This is a genomic window from Sphingobacterium micropteri (assembly GCF_014692515.1).
GTDB lineage: Bacteria > Bacteroidota > Bacteroidia > Sphingobacteriales > Sphingobacteriaceae > Sphingobacterium > Sphingobacterium micropteri.
The window spans coordinates 1-18431 of the sequence record NZ_JACOIK010000016.1; the positions used below are offsets into that span (position 1 = coordinate 1).

The 18431-nt window shown below is 38.2% G+C and carries 21 protein-coding genes; 12 read left to right on the plus strand and 9 right to left on the minus strand.

The annotated features are described in order from the left end of the window. Positions 1-404 precede the first annotated feature (404 nt). From H8B06_RS18560 to H8B06_RS18570, 3 genes are read right to left on the minus strand one after another with little or no spacing between them, the layout of a single operon-like run. A complete protein-coding gene (locus H8B06_RS18560) occupies positions 405-908 on the minus strand; it encodes an SRPBCC family protein (protein ID WP_190995701.1) in 504 nt (167 codons plus the stop codon). 3 nt (positions 909-911) lie between these two features. Then, on the minus strand, positions 912-1361 hold the full coding sequence (locus H8B06_RS18565) for an SRPBCC domain-containing protein (protein WP_190995702.1): 450 nt from the start codon (positions 1359-1361) through the stop codon (positions 912-914). A 3-nt stretch (positions 1362-1364) separates the two neighbouring features. Then, positions 1365-1679, minus strand: a complete 315-nt coding sequence (locus H8B06_RS18570) for an ArsR/SmtB family transcription factor (RefSeq protein WP_190995703.1) — start codon at positions 1677-1679, stop codon at positions 1365-1367. A gap of 610 nt (positions 1680-2289) precedes the next feature. On the opposite strand from H8B06_RS18570, the gene H8B06_RS18575 reads away from it, so the two are divergent. Continuing rightward, complete coding sequence (locus H8B06_RS18575) at positions 2290-3684, plus strand: site-specific integrase (protein WP_190995704.1); 1395 nt, start codon at positions 2290-2292, stop codon at positions 3682-3684. Between the two features lie 586 nt (positions 3685-4270). Here the strand turns inward: H8B06_RS18575 and H8B06_RS18580 are convergent. Together H8B06_RS18580 and H8B06_RS18585 are read right to left on the minus strand one after the other, a co-directional pair. Further along, positions 4271-4654 (minus strand): hypothetical protein, encoded by a 384-nt coding sequence (locus H8B06_RS18580; protein WP_190995705.1) that lies wholly within the window; start codon positions 4652-4654, stop codon positions 4271-4273. Between the two features lies 1 nt (position 4655). Continuing rightward, on the minus strand, positions 4656-5174 hold the full coding sequence (locus H8B06_RS18585) for a hypothetical protein (RefSeq protein ID WP_190995706.1): 519 nt from the start codon (positions 5172-5174) through the stop codon (positions 4656-4658). A 509-nt stretch (positions 5175-5683) separates the two neighbouring features. On the opposite strand from H8B06_RS18585, the gene H8B06_RS18590 reads away from it, so the two are divergent. After that, the gene (locus tag H8B06_RS18590) at positions 5684-5932 is read left to right on the plus strand and encodes a hypothetical protein (protein ID WP_190995707.1); all 249 of its coding nucleotides are present in this window, start codon (positions 5684-5686) and stop codon (positions 5930-5932) included. A 131-nt stretch (positions 5933-6063) separates the two neighbouring features. Here H8B06_RS18590 and H8B06_RS18595 read toward each other — a convergent pair whose 3' ends face one another. The 4 genes from H8B06_RS18595 to H8B06_RS18610 all read right to left on the minus strand — a co-directional run bounded on the left by H8B06_RS18595 (position 6064) and on the right by H8B06_RS18610 (position 7808). Next, complete coding sequence (locus H8B06_RS18595; RefSeq protein ID WP_223857779.1) at positions 6064-6414, minus strand: helix-turn-helix domain-containing protein; 351 nt, start codon at positions 6412-6414, stop codon at positions 6064-6066. Between the two features lie 59 nt (positions 6415-6473). Next, positions 6474-6713, minus strand: coding sequence for a hypothetical protein (locus tag H8B06_RS18600; RefSeq protein WP_190995708.1), 240 nt, complete (start codon positions 6711-6713; stop codon positions 6474-6476). A 2-nt stretch (positions 6714-6715) separates the two neighbouring features. Then, complete coding sequence (locus H8B06_RS18605; protein ID WP_190995709.1) at positions 6716-7015, minus strand: hypothetical protein; 300 nt, start codon at positions 7013-7015, stop codon at positions 6716-6718. A 181-nt stretch (positions 7016-7196) separates the two neighbouring features. After that, positions 7197-7808: a hypothetical protein gene (locus tag H8B06_RS18610; protein WP_190995710.1), complete on the minus strand. Its 612-nt coding sequence runs from the start codon at positions 7806-7808 to the stop codon at positions 7197-7199. 438 nt (positions 7809-8246) lie between these two features. On the opposite strand from H8B06_RS18610, the gene H8B06_RS18615 reads away from it, so the two are divergent. The 10 genes from H8B06_RS18615 to H8B06_RS18660 all read left to right on the plus strand — a co-directional run bounded on the left by H8B06_RS18615 (position 8247) and on the right by H8B06_RS18660 (position 18427). Beyond that, positions 8247-8456, plus strand: a complete 210-nt coding sequence (locus H8B06_RS18615) for a helix-turn-helix domain-containing protein (protein ID WP_190995711.1) — start codon at positions 8247-8249, stop codon at positions 8454-8456. Positions 8457-8471: 15 nt separating this feature from the next. After that, positions 8472-8795 carry a hypothetical protein gene (locus H8B06_RS18620; RefSeq protein WP_190995712.1) on the plus strand — a complete coding sequence of 108 codons (324 nt, stop codon included), beginning with the start codon at positions 8472-8474 and terminating at the stop codon, positions 8793-8795. Between the two features lie 496 nt (positions 8796-9291). Continuing rightward, the gene (locus tag H8B06_RS18625) at positions 9292-10035 is read left to right on the plus strand and encodes a DUF4373 domain-containing protein (RefSeq protein WP_190995713.1); all 744 of its coding nucleotides are present in this window, start codon (positions 9292-9294) and stop codon (positions 10033-10035) included. Between the two features lie 4 nt (positions 10036-10039). Beyond that, positions 10040-11383 carry a replicative DNA helicase gene (dnaB, locus tag H8B06_RS18630; protein WP_190995714.1) on the plus strand — a complete coding sequence of 448 codons (1344 nt, stop codon included), beginning with the start codon at positions 10040-10042 and terminating at the stop codon, positions 11381-11383. 40 nt (positions 11384-11423) lie between these two features. Then, positions 11424-11603 (plus strand): hypothetical protein, encoded by a 180-nt coding sequence (locus tag H8B06_RS18635; protein ID WP_190995715.1) that lies wholly within the window; start codon positions 11424-11426, stop codon positions 11601-11603. Positions 11604-11605: 2 nt separating this feature from the next. Next, on the plus strand, positions 11606-12337 hold the full coding sequence (locus tag H8B06_RS18640; protein WP_190995716.1) for a hypothetical protein: 732 nt from the start codon (positions 11606-11608) through the stop codon (positions 12335-12337). Positions 12338-12347: 10 nt separating this feature from the next. After that, positions 12348-12938 carry a hypothetical protein gene (locus H8B06_RS18645; protein ID WP_190995717.1) on the plus strand — a complete coding sequence of 197 codons (591 nt, stop codon included), beginning with the start codon at positions 12348-12350 and terminating at the stop codon, positions 12936-12938. Next, positions 12935-13405, plus strand: coding sequence for a hypothetical protein (locus tag H8B06_RS18650; protein ID WP_190995718.1), 471 nt, complete (start codon positions 12935-12937; stop codon positions 13403-13405). The genes H8B06_RS18645 and H8B06_RS18650 overlap by 4 nt, the downstream gene beginning before the upstream one ends. A 2-nt stretch (positions 13406-13407) precedes the next feature. After that, positions 13408-13836: a hypothetical protein gene (locus H8B06_RS18655; protein WP_190995719.1), complete on the plus strand. Its 429-nt coding sequence runs from the start codon at positions 13408-13410 to the stop codon at positions 13834-13836. Positions 13837-13840: 4 nt separating this feature from the next. Continuing rightward, positions 13841-18427: a phage tail tape measure protein gene (locus H8B06_RS18660; protein WP_190995720.1), complete on the plus strand. Its 4587-nt coding sequence runs from the start codon at positions 13841-13843 to the stop codon at positions 18425-18427. Positions 18428-18431 lie beyond the last annotated feature (4 nt).

Here is an 18431-nt window from a genome sequence, read left to right on the forward strand (position 1 = left end):
ATGATGAAGGGGAACGTAAATCCCCCTCCAACAACTTTTTTATACAGAAAACAACTGAGGCAATAAAACCCTTAAAAATCTAGTAGAAAAATTGCCCAACTGTCAGATTAAGTCTTAACTTTTACAACTTAACCATCGATTTAAGGAACAATATAGCCTTCAAATCACAGACGAATCATCACGTTCAGAGGATGAATTGGAAATCGGTTATCTGAAAATGAGCAAACTAATATACCATTTTTTCTTATGATTTGTCGTTAAGCGATTTTTTGCAAAGTATTTTTCCTCAATTATGACGTCACAAAGCATTACCATTTCTTTCCGGCTATGCTGCCGGAAGGTTGTCATTTAATCAGTCTATGCTCTTAAATAGCTTACGATTCATAAGCTATAAGGCAAGTTTCTTATTTTTTTAAGGTTAATAATAGCTCGTCCAATTGTTGAAAATCTATTGTCATACCTTCTTCAAAACCCATTTCTATGTTTTTTTCAAGGTCGGCAAGTGTATCGTAAGTAAGCAAAATGTCTACTAGTACGTTGTTTTCTTTTGGAATAAAGTTGTTCTCCCATAGATTTTGAGGAAATGCAGGATTTATTGTTCCGTTTTCATCACAAAATCCATCTTTTGAGCTAAATGATTTCTCTTTTTCGATAGAAACGTAGCTGGATTTGCTCCAATGTTTATCTCCTTCGGGGCTTACCATTGCATACAGCCAATATCCGCCCTCACGAAAATCCATTGTTTTGGTTTCGGCTTTCCACGGTTTTGGTCCCCACCATTGGTCAAGAATTTCAGGATTTGTCCACGCCTGCCAAATCAATTCAAGATTTGCGTTAAATTCACGTTTAATGTGAATGGTGTTGTTTTCTTTGTTGACGGTGAAGTCAAATAATAAATTACTGTTCATTTTTTATAATTTTAATTGTTCAAGATATTTTTCAAGCCGTTCAAAGTTTTGTTTTTGCCCCTGTTTAGCATTGAATACGTTGATAACGGTTTCAAGCATTTCTTCGGTATCAAAGAGTGAACTCCAGTCTATCTGTGTTTCTTCACCTCTGGCTTCAAATAAAATGGTAGCAATAAAATGCGGATTGAAATGCTCAAAAACGATTTTCTGTAAGGGAATAATTTCTTTGAAAATGCTTCTGTTGGGGTAGTCTTGTCCGTTGGAATGATTGTGCAATGTCAGTTTCCATTCTCCGCCCTCGGTAAAATCCATTTTGTGAATGGTTGTAGTATGGTCGTTTGGTCCCCACCATTGTACAATATATTCGGGTTCTGTCCAAACTTTCCAGACAAGATCAATCGGTGCTTTTACTGTTCTTGTCATTTTCAACTCTTTGTTATTTGTATTTTCCATAGTTTATTTCTTTTGCATTTTTGTCAATAACTTATCGAGGTTATCAAAGCGGTCTTCCCATATTTTACGAAACTGTTCAAGCCATTTGTCTATTTCTTTCATTTTGTCAATTTCAAGAGAATAATAAATTTCTCTGCCTTTATATTCCTGTTTTACAAGTTCACATTCTGTCAAAATGCGTAAATGTTTGGAAACAGCTTGTCGTGTCGTGTCAAAATGTTTGGCGATCGCATTTGGTGTCATTGCCTGTAACGCAATTAACGTGATGATTGCCCGCCTTGTCGGGTCGGCTATTGCTTGAAAAATATCTCTTCTCATTGTTTCCCAGATTTATAGTTAAGTAATACAGTTCCGCAATCAAAAGCCTCCACGCAGAATTTTATCATGTCTTTGTCCCCAGACGAAATTGACAGCATCTTGTTCCACGGTAACATAACCGTCTAATGAAATGTGCATTTGAAGTTTTAGTTTTCTAATTGCTATATATAAGTTGTGAAACTAATCAGTTGCAAATATATGTGCAACTTTTTGGTTTCGCAATTTTTTTGAGAATTTTGTTGCTTTTTGCTGATTTATAAAAAAAAGATATTCATCAAGAACTTCAACTAGGTGGATTGATATGGTTAAAATACCTTAAAAGTATTTAGGGTTACGTTAATAGAGATGCTTTATAAATAAAAAAGTCTATAAACAACAAAACCCGACTATTGTCGGGCTTTATTTTTCGCGGCGGAGAGTGAGGGACTTGAACCTTTGTTATACTATGATATATAATGATACATAAAGATACATTAAATATTTACTATACAGGTATTTAATATTTATATCACTTAACATCACACCATCTTCTGTTAAATAAATAGTCCCCTTTTTTGTCCCCATTTTATTAAACATTGGTTATATTTGTTATGCGTTTAAATTTTTAGGTATGGCATTAATAGCTACGAACTTTATTCTTAGAACGGATAAACGGAACAAGAAAGGTGAAAGCCCGATTTTATTTACTGTTTCGGTTGCAGGTAGTCGCAAGAAATTATCAACAGGAATAAATATACTCCCTGCTTACTGGGATGATATCAATAAACAAATAGTATATCACAATAGAAAAGCGGCAAAGGCTCTGTTTCCGGCCTATGATTTTGATATGCTGTTTACTGAGGATGATGTAAAGGAACTTAATAACCAACTTAACGACCTCACTAAACAGGCTAACGATACCGCGCAAAGATTTTACTTAGACAAAAGGAGCTTTACAGTCACTGATATTGTTTCTGAGATATCTGTTCTCAAGAGAGTTATTGCAAAAAAAGAACAACCCGACAAATTTCTGTTTGACTTTATAGATCGATACATTAGGGATAACGAAGGGAAAAGGCAAAAAGGCAGCCTAACAGTTTACAAGTCACTTAAAAAGCATTTATCGGATTTTCAGCAAACTTCCAAAGCTAAAGTTACATTCGATTCTATCAATTATGCGTTCTTTGATAAATTTCAATCATTTCTACTAGACAAAAAGATGAAGGTGGCCGGAGAAGAGCGCGGATTAAGTAACACGACTATAGCAAAGCAGCTCTCTACATTAAAGACGTTTTTGGGTTACGCCCAAAAGTATGATATCGAAGTTAATGATGGCTATAGAAAGTTCTCGATCAAACGCGAAGAATTGCCCGTGATCGCTCTTACTGAAAATGAGTTCTTGACTTTATACAATCTCGACCTTTCAGACAAACAACATCGTGTAAATTCGTACCTAGATCCTACTGAATCAATTTCGTTCGAGTCACTTGCAAAAGCACGGGATATATTTTGTTTTGGGTGTGCTACCGGATTACGCTACTCCGACCTAGCATCTTTGAAATGGAATAATGTTAAGGGAACAGAGTTAAGAATTGTAGTAACTAAGACAAAACGTCCTCTTATTGTTCCCCTGAACGGTTATTCATCGGAAATAATAAAAAGATACGAAGACAATGCGCGACCATTACCGAGTTTGAGTAGCCAAAAATTTAACAGATATATCAAAGAGCTTTGCTGTTACGCTGGAATCAATGAGGATATTGAAATTGTGCGTTTCAGAGGCGCCAAAAAAATAGAAGATATTTACCCTAAATACGAATTAATCAGCGCGCACACGAGTCGTAAAACTTTTTGCACACTTTCGTTAGAGCGCGGAATGAGTGCAGAACAAGTAATGAAGATCAGCGGCCACAAAGATTATCGTTCATTTCAGCGCTATGTAAATGTCACTGAAAACATAAAGCGCAAAGCAATGCAAAACGCCTGGGGTGATCCGGTTCCTTTATTACGCAAAGTTTCTAGCTAAAAGAAAGTTCACACAAAGAAGGTTTTCTGACTGTTTAATCTTCATATTAACTGACGTTAAATTTAACGACAGTAACTTTTTGCCAAACTTGTTCCGTTATGGATATTCGCTGAAAGTGGTTTTAAACCACTTTGTAAATCTATCCGAGACGGTGTAAATCCCAGAAGCTTAGATTTTAAACGGAATTACGGATGTTTTAAAAATCGGAATTCCGAGAATTAGAATATACTAGGGTTTATCAGCCATCTCCATGGTGTTTGCAAGAGCCGAGTGAGATAAAGGAGGTAAAGAGCTTAGATTTGGGGATGATTGCTTATATTTGAAATATGGATATAGCAACAAAATTGAAGATTCAGGAGCTACTTAGAGAACTTCTCAATGAGCAAACACTATTAAATCGGAAAAGAGAAATTATAACCGAACTAAGATCACTTAATGCGGACTTTGACGATGCGATAGCAAAGCTCGGCATTGACCACCTATTATTGGATTCATCTGAAGACTAGCAAAATGCTATAGCTCGGGGTGTCCTCATGAATTGAAAGAAGTGATGGAAGGGAATAAAGGTGGGTTTTCAGTTGGTTGACTATTGGTAGCAAATATCCTTTAATTCTCGACAAAACTGCAGTGCTTTCTCCGCCTCAGCAACAGTAGATTTGTAGCTTATATATCTTGCGTTCCTGGATTTATTTTCAAGCCATTGGTATTTTACACCTGCATTTAATCCTAAATGATCGTATACCAGTTTTAATCTTGTTTCATGTCTTCCTTTAAACCTTAGAGCTATTTTAGCTTCGGATAAATTATTACAGTCCTTTCCTTCTAATTTCAATGGAAACAATTTGTCTTCAACAAACTGAATTGCCGAATAAAAGGATGTAGTGATACACCAGTCATAATATACATTTCCGCGCCTTAGGTCTTCAGAAAGATTTAAATTTCTATCGCCATGATCTTTTTTTAAAGACATACTACTTTTTTATATCTTCAAAATAGTTATACCCGTCGCAAGTCAATAAATCTCTATCCAAATTCTCCACCCCTACTAGAGACATTTCTAGATGGTGCTTCTTAAAGATGTTACTAAATATAGATTGAGTTTCGAAGATATTACTATAGGCGTAATTTATAAACTCATCGTCCAGCAAGTAGTCATCCTTTACCGCAACAATAACATTAGGGTTTGAGTTATGGATATTTATAAAGAAACTCTCTGCTGGCGTACCATTGGATGCTATAGAGTTCAAAAAATTATTCGTCAATATATACGCTTGAAGATATCTCTGCTTATATCCTTCAATTTGTTTATCGATCAAGTCTTTCACGAAAGATTGCTTGCTGCTATCTTCTCCATCTTTAAAACCTTGCGTATAAGCTTCAGCAACGACATCAACATGGAAATAATCTTTTGAAATCTCTTCCCGTGCACTATCCTTAAAAGAATCTAAAAAGTTATTAAATTCCGTAGATTGTAGAATATCCGATGTCATAGTAAGTTATTTTTCTTTCAATATTACACCACTTTTATAATGTCACCAGTTTCGATGTTACAAAAACAATAAGACATTCAATCTGCTTATGTAACCACTACTCTTCTTCAAACTGGTCCTATTGACGATAGGCGTTATTGTGGCTTTCGCCACAATAATACTAATATTACTATAACACTTGCAAATAATATTTAGTTTAGGAGCATCAGCTAAATTAGCGGCGAAAAGGTTATATATATAATAGATACATATATGACACATACACTTTAAAAGCGATAAGACGAAACAAAAAGCAATCATTGAGGTGGTTCGCTATCCGACGGTGATATTAGCGCATAAAGGCTAAAAAATAGCTTATTCAAAATGTAACAAATATGATAATATGTATCGAAATGTAACGTATTGTAACAAGAATTTACAACAATTCCTGTTCAAACGTGTAGAGAGAGATTTGTTTACTAAAAAAATTAGCTACCTTTGTTAAGGTATTTTTAGCAATTTTTAGTAAAATGAAAACATTTAAAATAAATTCAGAAGAACAAAAGGACAAGGTTTATTTATCCACTGCGGTGGTATCCGTCTCGCGTATCGAGGATGATCGCTATAACAATAAGTATACTGAGATCACAATGTCTAATGGTGTGAAAATACCTGTTACCGAATCTAGGGAGGATGTTGTATCAAAACTTCTCGACGAAGGAATCGAAGTTGAATTTACTTGGTATGATGTTAAAAAATTTGAATTTAGTATCTCCTAGAATGTATCGGAAGAAAATATAAACTGGCGTAATCACGCCGATAGCTGTAAATCAAGATATTAAAAATCCCCAATCTAAATCGACCGGGGATTTAGTGTGTTAAATACATGTGTGTTACTTTTAATTTGTCTCTAAAACCTTAAGCCTCGTGGTTTTTTGATTTCAATCCTGTTATAATTCTCCAAGTCTGATTTTTTGAAGTAATTCCAGGTACCTATTTTACTGTGAGGTATCTTACTTTCTCTTGCCCATTTTCTTACTGTGTTTATACTTACCTTAAGAAATAACGCGGCCTCTGCCACGGTCATCAATTCGTCCTTATTCTCCTTGATTCCGTTTTGTCTTATTTCGCTTATCCATTCTTTGATGGTGTTAATTTCGTTTTCCATCTTGATAAGCATTCTAAACATAACCTCGACCGTCTCAGGAAGAGTGTCATAAGTTACCTTTTGCGCTTCTGGCAATTCATCGTTTTTGTTCATGGGGATCTATTTGTTAAGTAAAAAATTAAGTTCATAGTGATGTGTTTTGTGTGTTACTTTTAACTTAGCTGCTTAGTGTTGAATGATGACAAGATACGTTTGATATTACGGCTTGTAAAGAAATCTTCTACGATGGTCTCTTTGCCCCGATCATCGAATTGAATAAATATAACGCTTGTCCCATGATCCTCCGTTCTATAGATTATGCCGTCATAACCATCTACCAATGGTTTGTTGTGCATTCTGAAAAAAGATTTACGTCCTGCAAGTCTCTTTATTTTATGGAGATGCTTTTTCATGGCTATTCATTTCGTAACTTTTGAACAGCATTAATTAATTGAGTAGTCGACACCTCAAAACCGCCTATTAAATTGTGGAGGTTTTCAATAACTAACTCCAATTCACAAGAGATATCAAACACATTCTGAATGCGTTCATACTCATTGTCTTCTTTAAAGTTTTCCGATGTGCATCTAACGACCGCATCATTTAGCCTCTTGGCCGTTCTTAGGCAGATAAATAGCTTGGAAGCTACATTGTCGATCTGATCGCCCGCATCAATGATTAGGCTTTCTGCTTTAATTTTTCCCTTGGTTCGCATAACAAGTTAAATTAAGAACACAGGTCACTGCGAACCAAGACGTGAGCCGTTGATTTGCCAGACTTTCACTGGTATGCCTGTGTATATTATAAATAAAATTTTTTCGTGAGTATTCTCACTTCTTAGTTCGCACTACGAATATAAATATTATTATTTAAAAATGAAAAACTTTTAAAAAAATCTACCAATTTTGATCGCTTTCTTGGCTCAAAATTATATTTATGATGCTAGACAAGTCTCGTTCAAGTAGTTCTTTTGTCCTTTTTTCAATCAACTTGTCTTTTTCATCGTAAATGAATAGTTTCTTTACTATACTGTTCCACATATCCCTTTTTCCTTTTATCCCCATCTCCATAGTAAACTGAATTCCTTTGTTGACAGGAACTGCATGACCATCATATTTTTGATTTGCAGATATAATTATAGTAGGGATGTTTATTCTAAATCTATTGTCCTTAACATCCACGGTAATTTTGTAAGACATATCTAATAAATATGCACTTCCAGCTGCTTTATCTGTTTTGGTGTATCCAGGAACAAAGTCATCTATTATTATAATGTCATCACCTGCATCTATTTTTAGATATTGGGACTGATGTTTTGTTTTCAAAGACTTAACAATTTGGCTAATGGTTTCGGTGGCCGGCATGTTATTTTCAACTACCATTTGCGCCTCCCCATTTTTAAATTCTAAGCCATTGGGAGTAACGGTAATTATCTTGGTATTGGCATCTTGCCCCATGGCAACCAAACTTACAACTAAAAAAAACAAACCTATAAGTAGCCTCTTCATAACTTCATAATTAATGTTAACAGTCCCCAAATATAGAACAATACATTAAAATATAAGAATTGCCTCTAAATGTAACGCATTGAATAATGTGGATTTGTTTCCGTCCATCGGGCTATGTTATAATATGGTGTATAATGATACAAAATGTTGGATTATGTTTTTACCCTGTTCGTCCGCATATTCAGCCAACCGAAATCTTGACCCTCTAAACTTCACCCATGAATCCTCGATTTTTCGGACTTCTTTCAATCGGCAAAATGTACTGAAATTCAAAATTCCAAATATTTCGATCTTATATTTCCCGCAAATAGGATCTTTTTTTATCGGATTAAAAAAAAGAATCGTCGTATAATATTATAACACCTTATTTGGCTGCAAAAAACTCGATAACCCGTAATATGATAAAGATATTTGTGACACACAATAAAAAACAACGATATGTCACAAGAAAACAACATGCAAATTAGCCAGAATCATACAAGTAGACGAATTGTCGATACCAAAGGTATAATGGAGATTCTAGACTGTAGCCAAACTACACTTGGCAAGCTTAAAAAGAGAGGCAAAATCCCTTTTATGAAATTAGGAGCGACACATCGTTACGATGTAGAAAAAGTACTTGCGGCGTTGGAAGTTAATGCTAAATAAAAAAGGAGGTGAAACATGCGACGAAACATATCAACCCCCCACGGTGAGCAACCGATAAGCAAATATAGAAATAAAATAGCAAACAGCTATCTCCAGCAAAAAAAAGCTGTTTTAACTTATCTCAATCGGTCTAAAACAGCCCAATGTATGCGCCAAATTGAACTTGGTACAGGGGTACCGGTCTATATTGTCTGTCGTATTCTCGATGAATTTCAGCGGCGGAAAATCGTGGAAATCAAATACGATGGAGTAAGTAAAGTGTCGGGCTTTCCCTCCGTTCACCATTACGGTTTAGTTTCTACTTTATTCACGAAGGGAGGGCAAAATGGAACTTATTAAGGAAGTCGACGGAGAAAAATACTTCAAAGACATTCATGAAGGCAAAGAGGTGTTTTTCAAAGTTTCACGAGACGGTGAAATTCTAATAGAGTTCGACAGCTACGCAAGGATAAAAGGCTACGAGAGTATGGACGACATGCTGCAAAAAAGGCCTGAACTGGTAAATAAATTTCTTGACGCAAGATGGGAGGAGTGATGAATTGGGAGGATATGACAGACCAAGAGAAACAAGAACTAATTCAGCGAGAATCTAGGAACGCTAAAGACGTAACTACCTACGAGGACGATGAGTGCAGACACGGTGTTTTAATTACTAGCGTAGGAATAGATGTTTATTATGTCCACAGGAAAAGTGACAACGCCTTTCTGTTAGATCTGAGCATGATGGCTATATCTAATGGCTATGCATCATTAAAACAGTATTTCGATGAAAATCCACACATGATAGATCCTATTCTAGACGGTGTTAACGAGGGGCTAATTACGATCGATTAGAATGGCAGAAGGAGCATTATACTTTGCGCACGACACTAATAGTCGATACGATCCGAAAATCCAAAAAGTGATCATGAAACACGGGTTGCTTGGATATGGGATCTATTGGTGCTTGATTGAAGTTTTACATGAGCAGAATGGATACATATCTAAAGATGATATCGAATCTATAGCATTCTCCATTCGTGCAGAATTAGAAACGGTAAAAAGCATTATCAATGATTTTGGTCTGTTCAAGGCTGATGATGATGGCAATATTTATTCCGATAGAGTACTTAAAAATATACAGAAAAGACTAGAAAAATCCGAAAAGGCAAGACGAAGTGTACAGGCTAGATATCAAAAAGCCACGAACGTAGATCAATCGAATAACGAACCTACTACGAACGTAGATCAATCGAATAACGACCGATCTACTATAAAGGAAAGTAAAGTAAATAAAGAAAAAGATAATAAATATCCATTTGAAAATTTTTGGGATTTGTATCCGGTAAAAGTTGGAAAGAAAAAATGTGTAGAAAAATGGGAGAATCTTAAAGATACCGATAAAGCGAAAGTATTGGACACGTTACCTGGATTTATTGCCTATAAGCCGTTTGATACTTTTAACCACCCGAACCCCTTAACATACCTGAATCAAGAGAGATGGAACGATGAATTGCCTCAATTATCTCAAGTGAATAATGGGCAACAAAAATACACATCACCAAAGCAGATAACGATAGATCACTCTACACTCAACTAGCAAAATGGAAAATACAAAAGACATAGAACAAATTATTATTGGGGCATTGTTAATAGAAAAAAATGCTATACATCGGGTACAAGGAATATTAACTGCCGAGGTCTTTCAAGTTGAGCAGCACCAGCAGATTTATAGTGCCATTATTGAACTGCATAATGAACGAAGACCAATAGACCTCGTTACGGTAAATAGCCAACTAAAAAAGAGCTTAGGAAAACTATACTCTGCAGAGACGATGAACTATCTTATTTTAACAATGGATAGGGTGGTTTCCTCCGCCAACATCGAAGAGCACGTTTTTATCCTCCAGGAACAGCACATGGCCAAATATGCTGTTAATCAATCTAAAGAACTTATCGAAGAGCTTTCGCAAGGAGAAGATCCACTAATGGCCATAGATGAGCATATCACACGGCTATCAAGTAAGATTAATCTTAACACAGGTAAATCGGCGATAAAGTTTGCAGATGCTTTTGCTCAAAGGCTTAAAGACTACGAGACCCCTCTACCAAATGGATTGTTGGGTAATACAAGCGGTTTCGTTGAATTAGATCAAGCGTTTAACGGTTTTCAATCCGGTTGTCTGTACATAGTGGCTGCTCGCCCGGCAATGGGTAAAACTGCTTTTGCTTTGAATTTAGCCCGTAATCAAGCTATAATTGACGGTAAGCCCGGTGTGATTTTCAATCTTGAAATGGGTAATGAACAAACGATAGATAGGTTAGTATCAGCAGAATCTAACGTATTATTAGAAAACATAAAGAAAAGAAACTTTACATCATCGGAATTCAGACAAATAGCGTCAATTAATAAACTTATAGCGAGCAAAATATTTCTTGACGATACGGCTGCTATTACACTCAACGCCATCAGAAGCAAAGCGATCCGCTTAAAGCATCAACATGATATTGGGTTTATCGTCATTGACTATTTGCAGTTGATCACTTTGGGTGCAAAATCTAAAGCAGGCAATAGAGAGCAAGAAGTTTCTACTATTTCGAGAGGATTAAAGGCGCTATCCAAAGAGTTAGGTATACCAGTGATTGCTTTATCGCAATTGAGCCGTGGAGTAGACCGAGCAAGCGACAACCGTCCGAGGCTGTCAGACCTTCGAGAGTCCGGAGCTATAGAGCAAGATGCCGATGTAGTCATGTTTCTGTACAGACCGGAATATTACGGAGTATTCCAAGATGATAATGGTAATTCGCTTATCGGTCTAACGGAAGTAATCATCGCAAAAAACAGACAAGGAATAACAGGCACACAACTACTACGCTTCAATGGTGCTAAGATGAGGTTCGATAGCTACCAGCAATCACAATCGATGATATCAGAAGCAGGATTTTAGAATTCAGTCAACAATTTTTCAATAATAAAAATCAATAACAATGCAGAAAGACAAAGAAGACCTACAGGCAGAAAAAGATGAGCTATTGCGCCGTATCGCCGTGTTGGACACAGAAATCCAAAACACTCCTGAAAAGAAGGAATTGACCGAACAAGGTAAAGAAGCTATCGAAAGCTTCAGGAAATCAAATGAACAATACAGAGGCAAAAACAGAATTTAAACATGGCAAAGCAAAACAAAGAGCAGGTAGTATACTACCACGAAAGAAGCGAGAAAATTTTTAGGGATAAAATGCCCAAGATTGCCGAATTGGTAAATAGCCTTAAACCTCAAATCAAAAAATTCGAGTTTGAGGGCGTAGCATTTACAGAGATTGCACTACCACTACTAAAGGGGAATTTTGAAAAGGTAGATGACCTAATCGGTAAGGCCGCAAAGGAAAAAAGCCAAAACATCGCTTACCTCGAAGATATGATTAAGCGTGACTACAACGAAGTGAAAAGAATTGTAGTAGACTATGTCAACGAGATCAACAGACAGCTTAATGTTATCTCCAGTACTATACACACCAAAGATCATTATTACACCACACTTGACAATGATGCGTGTTTAGCTCCTGAATTTCTTTCGGTCGATAACGAGAACGATCTATTTATCTGTGACGAAGATGCAGTAAATCGAGTTAAACCAAGATTTGAAATAAGACTTGAAGGCAAAGGACTTGAATTCTACAATGCACTCACTCGCATTTCAGAATTACTCAACGAGACCAAAAACAGAGGGGAGGAAATAGGATTTGACCCTTTCTACTTCAAACCAATGAGCTTCATTGCCGAGAACGAAGACGAAACCAGTTACGAAGTGGACATTATCGCTCTCTGGGAGGATTTAAAATCTGTTGAATTTAAAGCAAGATACGATGAAACAAGAAGGAAATCATTAGCGGCACTTTAAAAGCTACAAAATGGAAAGTAAATTGGTTTATACCTGTCCAAAAAGTCCGGCAATATTCAAGAAGGCAATGAATGACATTGCAGCAATAATTAATGACCTGGCGGAGTATTCGTACTTCAAAGAATGCAGGGGCAAATTGGCCCCTGCTATTCTTAGTATGCTCATTAATGGCGTATCGGCAAATGATTTTAAGGATAGTCGATCTGTTACGGTTGATTTTAAGGTGGACCAGGTTAAAGGAATTCTCAACACAACTAACGATAAAGTACGAACCTATATAAGCACATTACCGACCAAGACCATCGACAATAATCGGTGTATTAAGTACGCTAGTCTTGAGGTTGATGAAGTCAATGATTTGGTGATTGCCCCTAAATCAATTGATAGGTTTAAAGAGTGCTTTGAGGTTCGCTTGAATGGTGAAAAGCTACAGCTTTTTGAAAGTCTCCTAAAAGCTACTGAAAGCCTTAATTCCACTAGATCACTATTGACCAAAGTGGGATTGCCTCACTATGATTGGTTTGATTTTATATCTGAGGATCGCAACGGTTTCGAATTGGAAAAACAATCAATAATTAAAATTTTAAACAACATACAATGACACAATTAAATATAGGTATAGAAAAAAGCAAAGTGATCGGTACCCTAACATTTCATGTAGACCGTCATCCTTTTCTTGCAAAACTGGGCTTCAAGCCTAAAAAGAAAAAAGTACCAATCACCCCCACGAAATTAGGGGTTCGCAAAAAGTATTCTGACATCATTGTCGAAATCGAAGAATTTTGGAGGGTTAAAAAATTATCCGCCATAAAAATGGATCGAATATTTTCGAGCAGGAATTTAGGTATGCTAGCTTTAGCGTTGGGGTATCTCATCCAAAACAGCGAAAAGACGCCCCCGAAATGGATGGTGAAATCATTATCCAAAATGGATCAATCAGAATTTGAATCTGTAGCGGCTTTACTAGATGAAGCTCTAGACTCGCTATCTTTTCTGCAATCCATTATTAGTATTACCGGTATCGGGCTACAATCCGATGAAACTATCAAAGGAGACAAAGACGAATAAAAATGAAGCTGACAATAACCAACTGGAGCGAGATTAACAAGGCCTTAAAGGTTCACGCTGAAAAGGTGCTGGATGAAGTGGCTGAAAAACTGTTCCAGTTGGGATTGGCCACAATTAACGACGCTCGGACACATGCTCGCTTCAATAATTTTTCCAACAACTTACGATCATCCTTTGCTATTGCTGTCGCGCTAAATGGTAAGATTATTAAAAGCGATTACTCGCAAGTGGGAAATGGAACGCTAGGCGATGGTTCCGAGGGGATGGCTAAAGCGAAAAAGCTGATTAATGAGATAGTAAGCGAACATCGTAACCAATTGCTTTTAGTATTAGTTGCTGGTGAAAGTTATGCATTGTACGTAGAGGCTAAGGATAATAAAACGGTACTAACCCAGTTCGCATTGGAATTGAAAAAGAAGTTAACAAGATAATATTATGGCAGGAATAGATGTAGACGGCGCGCCGTTAAAAATGCGTGCAGAAATAGATACTAAAGATTTCGAAAAGGAATTTAAAGCATCCTTAGAGCGGATAAGAAAAGAAAACGATAAGTTTTGGCGTGACGTTCAACAGGGCAAAGTAGGCAACGGAGTTAGCAAACAGTCGGGTACAAATTCCCGTGCTGCATTCGGTGCGACCAATGAACTGAAAGAGGCGCAACTAAGGCTAAAAGAAGCACAGATTGCCAGTATCGAAGCTATACGTAGAACTAGAGAGGAACGGGCGAAGGAGATTTCTAGTCTGAACGTATTAAAGCAAGCTGAACAAGAAGCTAAGAATATTCTTACTGAGAAGCGAGCAGCACTAGCCCAGTACAACCTAGAACAACGTAAATCTTCTGACGAGCAGAAAAAAGCAATCCAAGAAGAACGGAAGGCTGAAAAGGCGCTTCGAGATACGGAAAAAGCCCGAAAGGACGCTGAACGTGAACTGGCTAAGCAAAATAGGGAGACGGAAAGAAGAAGAAAGCAGCTAGAGAAGGAAAGTAGCGAATATTACAAACTAAATAGCGCATTAGGAAATGTAAGAAAGCGAGCTAAAGATGTTGGAGCAGAGATGTTCAAGTTGGAACTACAAGGAAGAAAGAATACCGCTGCTTACGAGGTACTTCGGAAAAAATCTGAGGCATTAACCAAACAAACAAATATTCTCGATACAGGAATAAAGAAAATAGATGCCTCTTTAGGGTTGCATCAGCGACATGTTGGGGATTATACCCGTGCAACGGAAATGATTATACCTGTTGTGGGCCGCGTAAATAGTCAATTGGCAGAGTTCGGCTTGACACTCGACGACCTAGCTAAAAAGCCTGGGGCGATAAAAGAAATAGGTGCTGCATTCGTCGGGTTGGGAAGAAGTTTACTTGCATTCATTGCCACACCTGTTGGTGCTGCTCTAGCTGTATTAGGAACTATGTTCGCGCTGTTCCAACGAAACAAGCAAACCGTGATGGATTTTAACGCTCGTTTGCGAGATGTTTCTAAAACTACCGGAATAGCCGGGCAGAATCTTCGTGATTTGGGCGGATCTGTAGTGGATCTATCGATGAAACTAAAAGTTGTTGATAGCAAAAAGCTGCTTGAACATGCTGCTATAGCCGGGCAATTAGGCGAAAAAGGTCGCGAAAACATACTTGCGTATGCGGAAGCGATGGCCATGCTAGAAACTGCTTCCGATATCAGTGGTGAGCAAGGGGGGAAAGAAATAGCTAGATTACTCACCTTAGTCGATGGTGGAATCCATAATGTAAAGCTTTTCGGTGACGAAGTAGTTAACCTTGGTAACAATTTTGCCGCCTCTGAAAGCGAAATACTAAGTAATGCCGAAGCCATCGCGCAAAATACTGGACTATACCGTATAGGTCGGCAGGAGGTGTTGGCATACGCGACCGCGACCAAATCTCTTGGAATTGAGGCCGAGGTAGTAGGTTCAACATTCCAAAAGACTTTAGGATCATTCGAAAAATCAATCCGTTCCGGTAAAGGTGTTGCAGACATACTGAAAGTTGTTGGCGGAAGTGCAGCTGACTTGGAGAGACGATTCCGAGAAGATGCAAGCGGAGTTTTCCAAGACTACATCAAGGGGCTAAACGCAATACATAAAGCTGGCGGTTCTGTTCAAGCCCAAATGGAGCGAAATGGAATTACCGATATCAGACAGCGCCGTGTAATTGGTACCCTTGCTGCTGGATACGATACTTTAGCAAGAGCAATGGACACCGTCCGAGATGCTTCTGGTGCGATGCAGGAAGAGTTTGAAAACGGTGCCGGAAAGTTAGTTAATCAAACCCGCAGGATGGGTATAGCATGGGATAACTTCGTGCTTTCCATTGAGGATGGCGAGGGCGCTATTGGACGTTCCGTAGTGGCTATTGTTGGCTTCTTTGCTGATTTACTCGACCAGATCAATAAAACATTCAATCCAACTTCTTTGGATGAGTTCCTTGCTAGGCTAGTGAGTTTTGATGCGGCTGATAGAATTAGAGAAATTAACAAATCAATGACGGAGGCTGAAAAGGTTTCTAAAAAGGTTTCTGAGTTTGATTTTTCCAAGGCCTCGCAGAGAGAACTTAACGATATATTCATAGAAACAACTTCTGCTATTGAGTCAACCCAAAAAGCCTTCGATAAGTACAAAAAGGATGTTAATGCCGGCATACTAACCGAAGGCGGAAAAAACAACTTCAAAGACTTTGAGGAAACATTGAATTTTCTCCGTGTTAGACAGGCAAATATGTACCGTCTTGGAGCCAGAGCAAACGGGAATACCGCCACCCCAACCGGGAGCGAAACACAGAATGAGGTCGACGAGAAAGCAAAACGAGCCGCTGAACGCGCTGCTGAACAGGCTAGACAAGCCGTCGAACGTCAGCGCGCTCTACAGGGGCAAATTGACCAGTTGAATGAACAGTCTTTGCGCGGGCAACTTAGCAGAGACGAGCAAGAAGTAGCGTCTATCCGTGACAAATACGCTAAGATTCGGGAAGAAGTTCGGAAGTTTTATGCTGATCCCAAGAACAAAGGATTGCGAGTGAATATGTCAGGAATATCGCAAGCGGAAAACTTTGAAATCAGCGAGGCAACCACGCGGCAAGAAACTGTTCGGTTAGTCGAGCAACTGAATAAGCAGAAAGCAATCTATGACGAGTATAACAATTATGTCGAGCAGAAGGGTTCCGATGCAGCAGACCGACTTTTTGGAAAACAAGCTGAGATAGCAAAGGGCTATCGTCAGAGCCTAGATGATGAATACATAAGCCTCTTAGGCAAACAAAAAAGCGCTTCTACTGGAGGTGCTGCATCAAGTAAGTTCACTCAAGCTGAAGAGGATCGTTTAAAGCAACTACAAGCAATGCGCGATGCAGAAGCTAAGGGAGATGAGGTAAAGACAAGAAAACGAATTGATGAAGCGATTCAATTAGCACAAACATTTAACGACAAGCGACTGGAGATTGAGAGGAAATACCTAGAAGCAAGGAAGGCTCTCGGGAAAAATATAACCCCGGAACAAGAGCAGGAACTTCAAAAAGGAAAAAACAAAGAGCTGTCTCAGCTTGCCTCTGAAGAACTTTCACAGTCCGATGCTTGGCAAAAACTGTTTTCCGATCTTGACGCATTGACGGTTTCGCAGATAGATACATTAGTAAATGAAATTGAAGCAAAATTTGATAAATTATCTGGAACCTTTGACCCTATTGACCTAGCGGCCGTTCGCAAACGACTGAATGAAGCTAGGGATCTGATCATTGCCGACAATCCATTCAAACGAGTAAGTGTAGCTATAAATGAAATATTTAAGTCCTCATCTAAAGAAAGCAAAGCGACTGCAGAAGATATAAAAAGGCAATGGAACAATCTTGCTAAAGCTACTGAGGGAAGCTTTGAGTTTGTTGCAAACGCAGTTAATTCCGCTGCGTTCCTAAAAGATGCTATTGGTGAAGTTGGACAAACAGCGTTGATGTCCATGATGTCGGTAGCAACCACCGCAATAGCAGTATCTGCAGCGATCAAAACCGCAGAAAAAGCATCTGTAATACTAGCGATAATACAAGCAGCACTAGTGGTTGTAAATGCAATAGCGGGTTTATTTAAGTCTATATTCAATAAGAGAGACAAAGAGCTTGAAAAATCGATCGAGAGTAAAAAAGAGGCGGTAGAAGCATTGGACAGGGCTTTTCAACAACTGGAAAGGTCAATGAACCGCGCCGCCGGATCCGATTATTACAAAACCGGTGAGGAACAGATAAAAAACCTTAAAGAACAGCGCAAGCTAATGGAGCAAATGAAGCTGGACGAAGAGGATAAGAAGAAAACCGACAAAGCAAAGGTACAGGAGTATAACGACAGCCTTCAAAGCATTGATAATAAAATAGAAGATATCGGTCAAACTTTGACTGACACTTTATTACAATCCACGTTTAAAGATCTTGCGGACGATCTAGCCGATGCACTTATTTCCGCTATGGAGGAAGGTGAGAAAGCGATAGATAAACTAAATGAGGCCTATGACGATTTCATAAAAGATGCTATCACAAATAGCGCAAAGATGTCTATTCTTCAGCCTGTAATAAAAGAAATGATGGATGAAGCAGCGGCTTATGCGAAGAAAAACAACTATTCTCTTGAAGGTTTTGATTTTAACGCATGGAGGGGTGCTATTGAAGGGGCTGGCGGTCAGTTTATAGATAATGTGCAAACTATGTTCGAAGGGCTAGGGCTAGACATGTCCGAAGCAACATCATCGCTTAAGTCAGAGGGAATTTCTAGAGCTACAGAAGATCAGTTTTCAGAGTATTTAGGCATCAATAGAGCTATCTACGACATCAACAAACAGCATCTTGTCGCCATACAGGCACAGACTGGAATCCAAAATAGCTTATTGGCGGTTGCGAACGATAGGCTTGTGGCACTTAACGCAATAGAAGTTAATACAGCGAACACGGTTGCTAGGCTAGATACTGCCTTAACATATTTAAAACATCTACAAAGTATTGATTCAAATTTAGGAGGACGATATAACTAAGAAT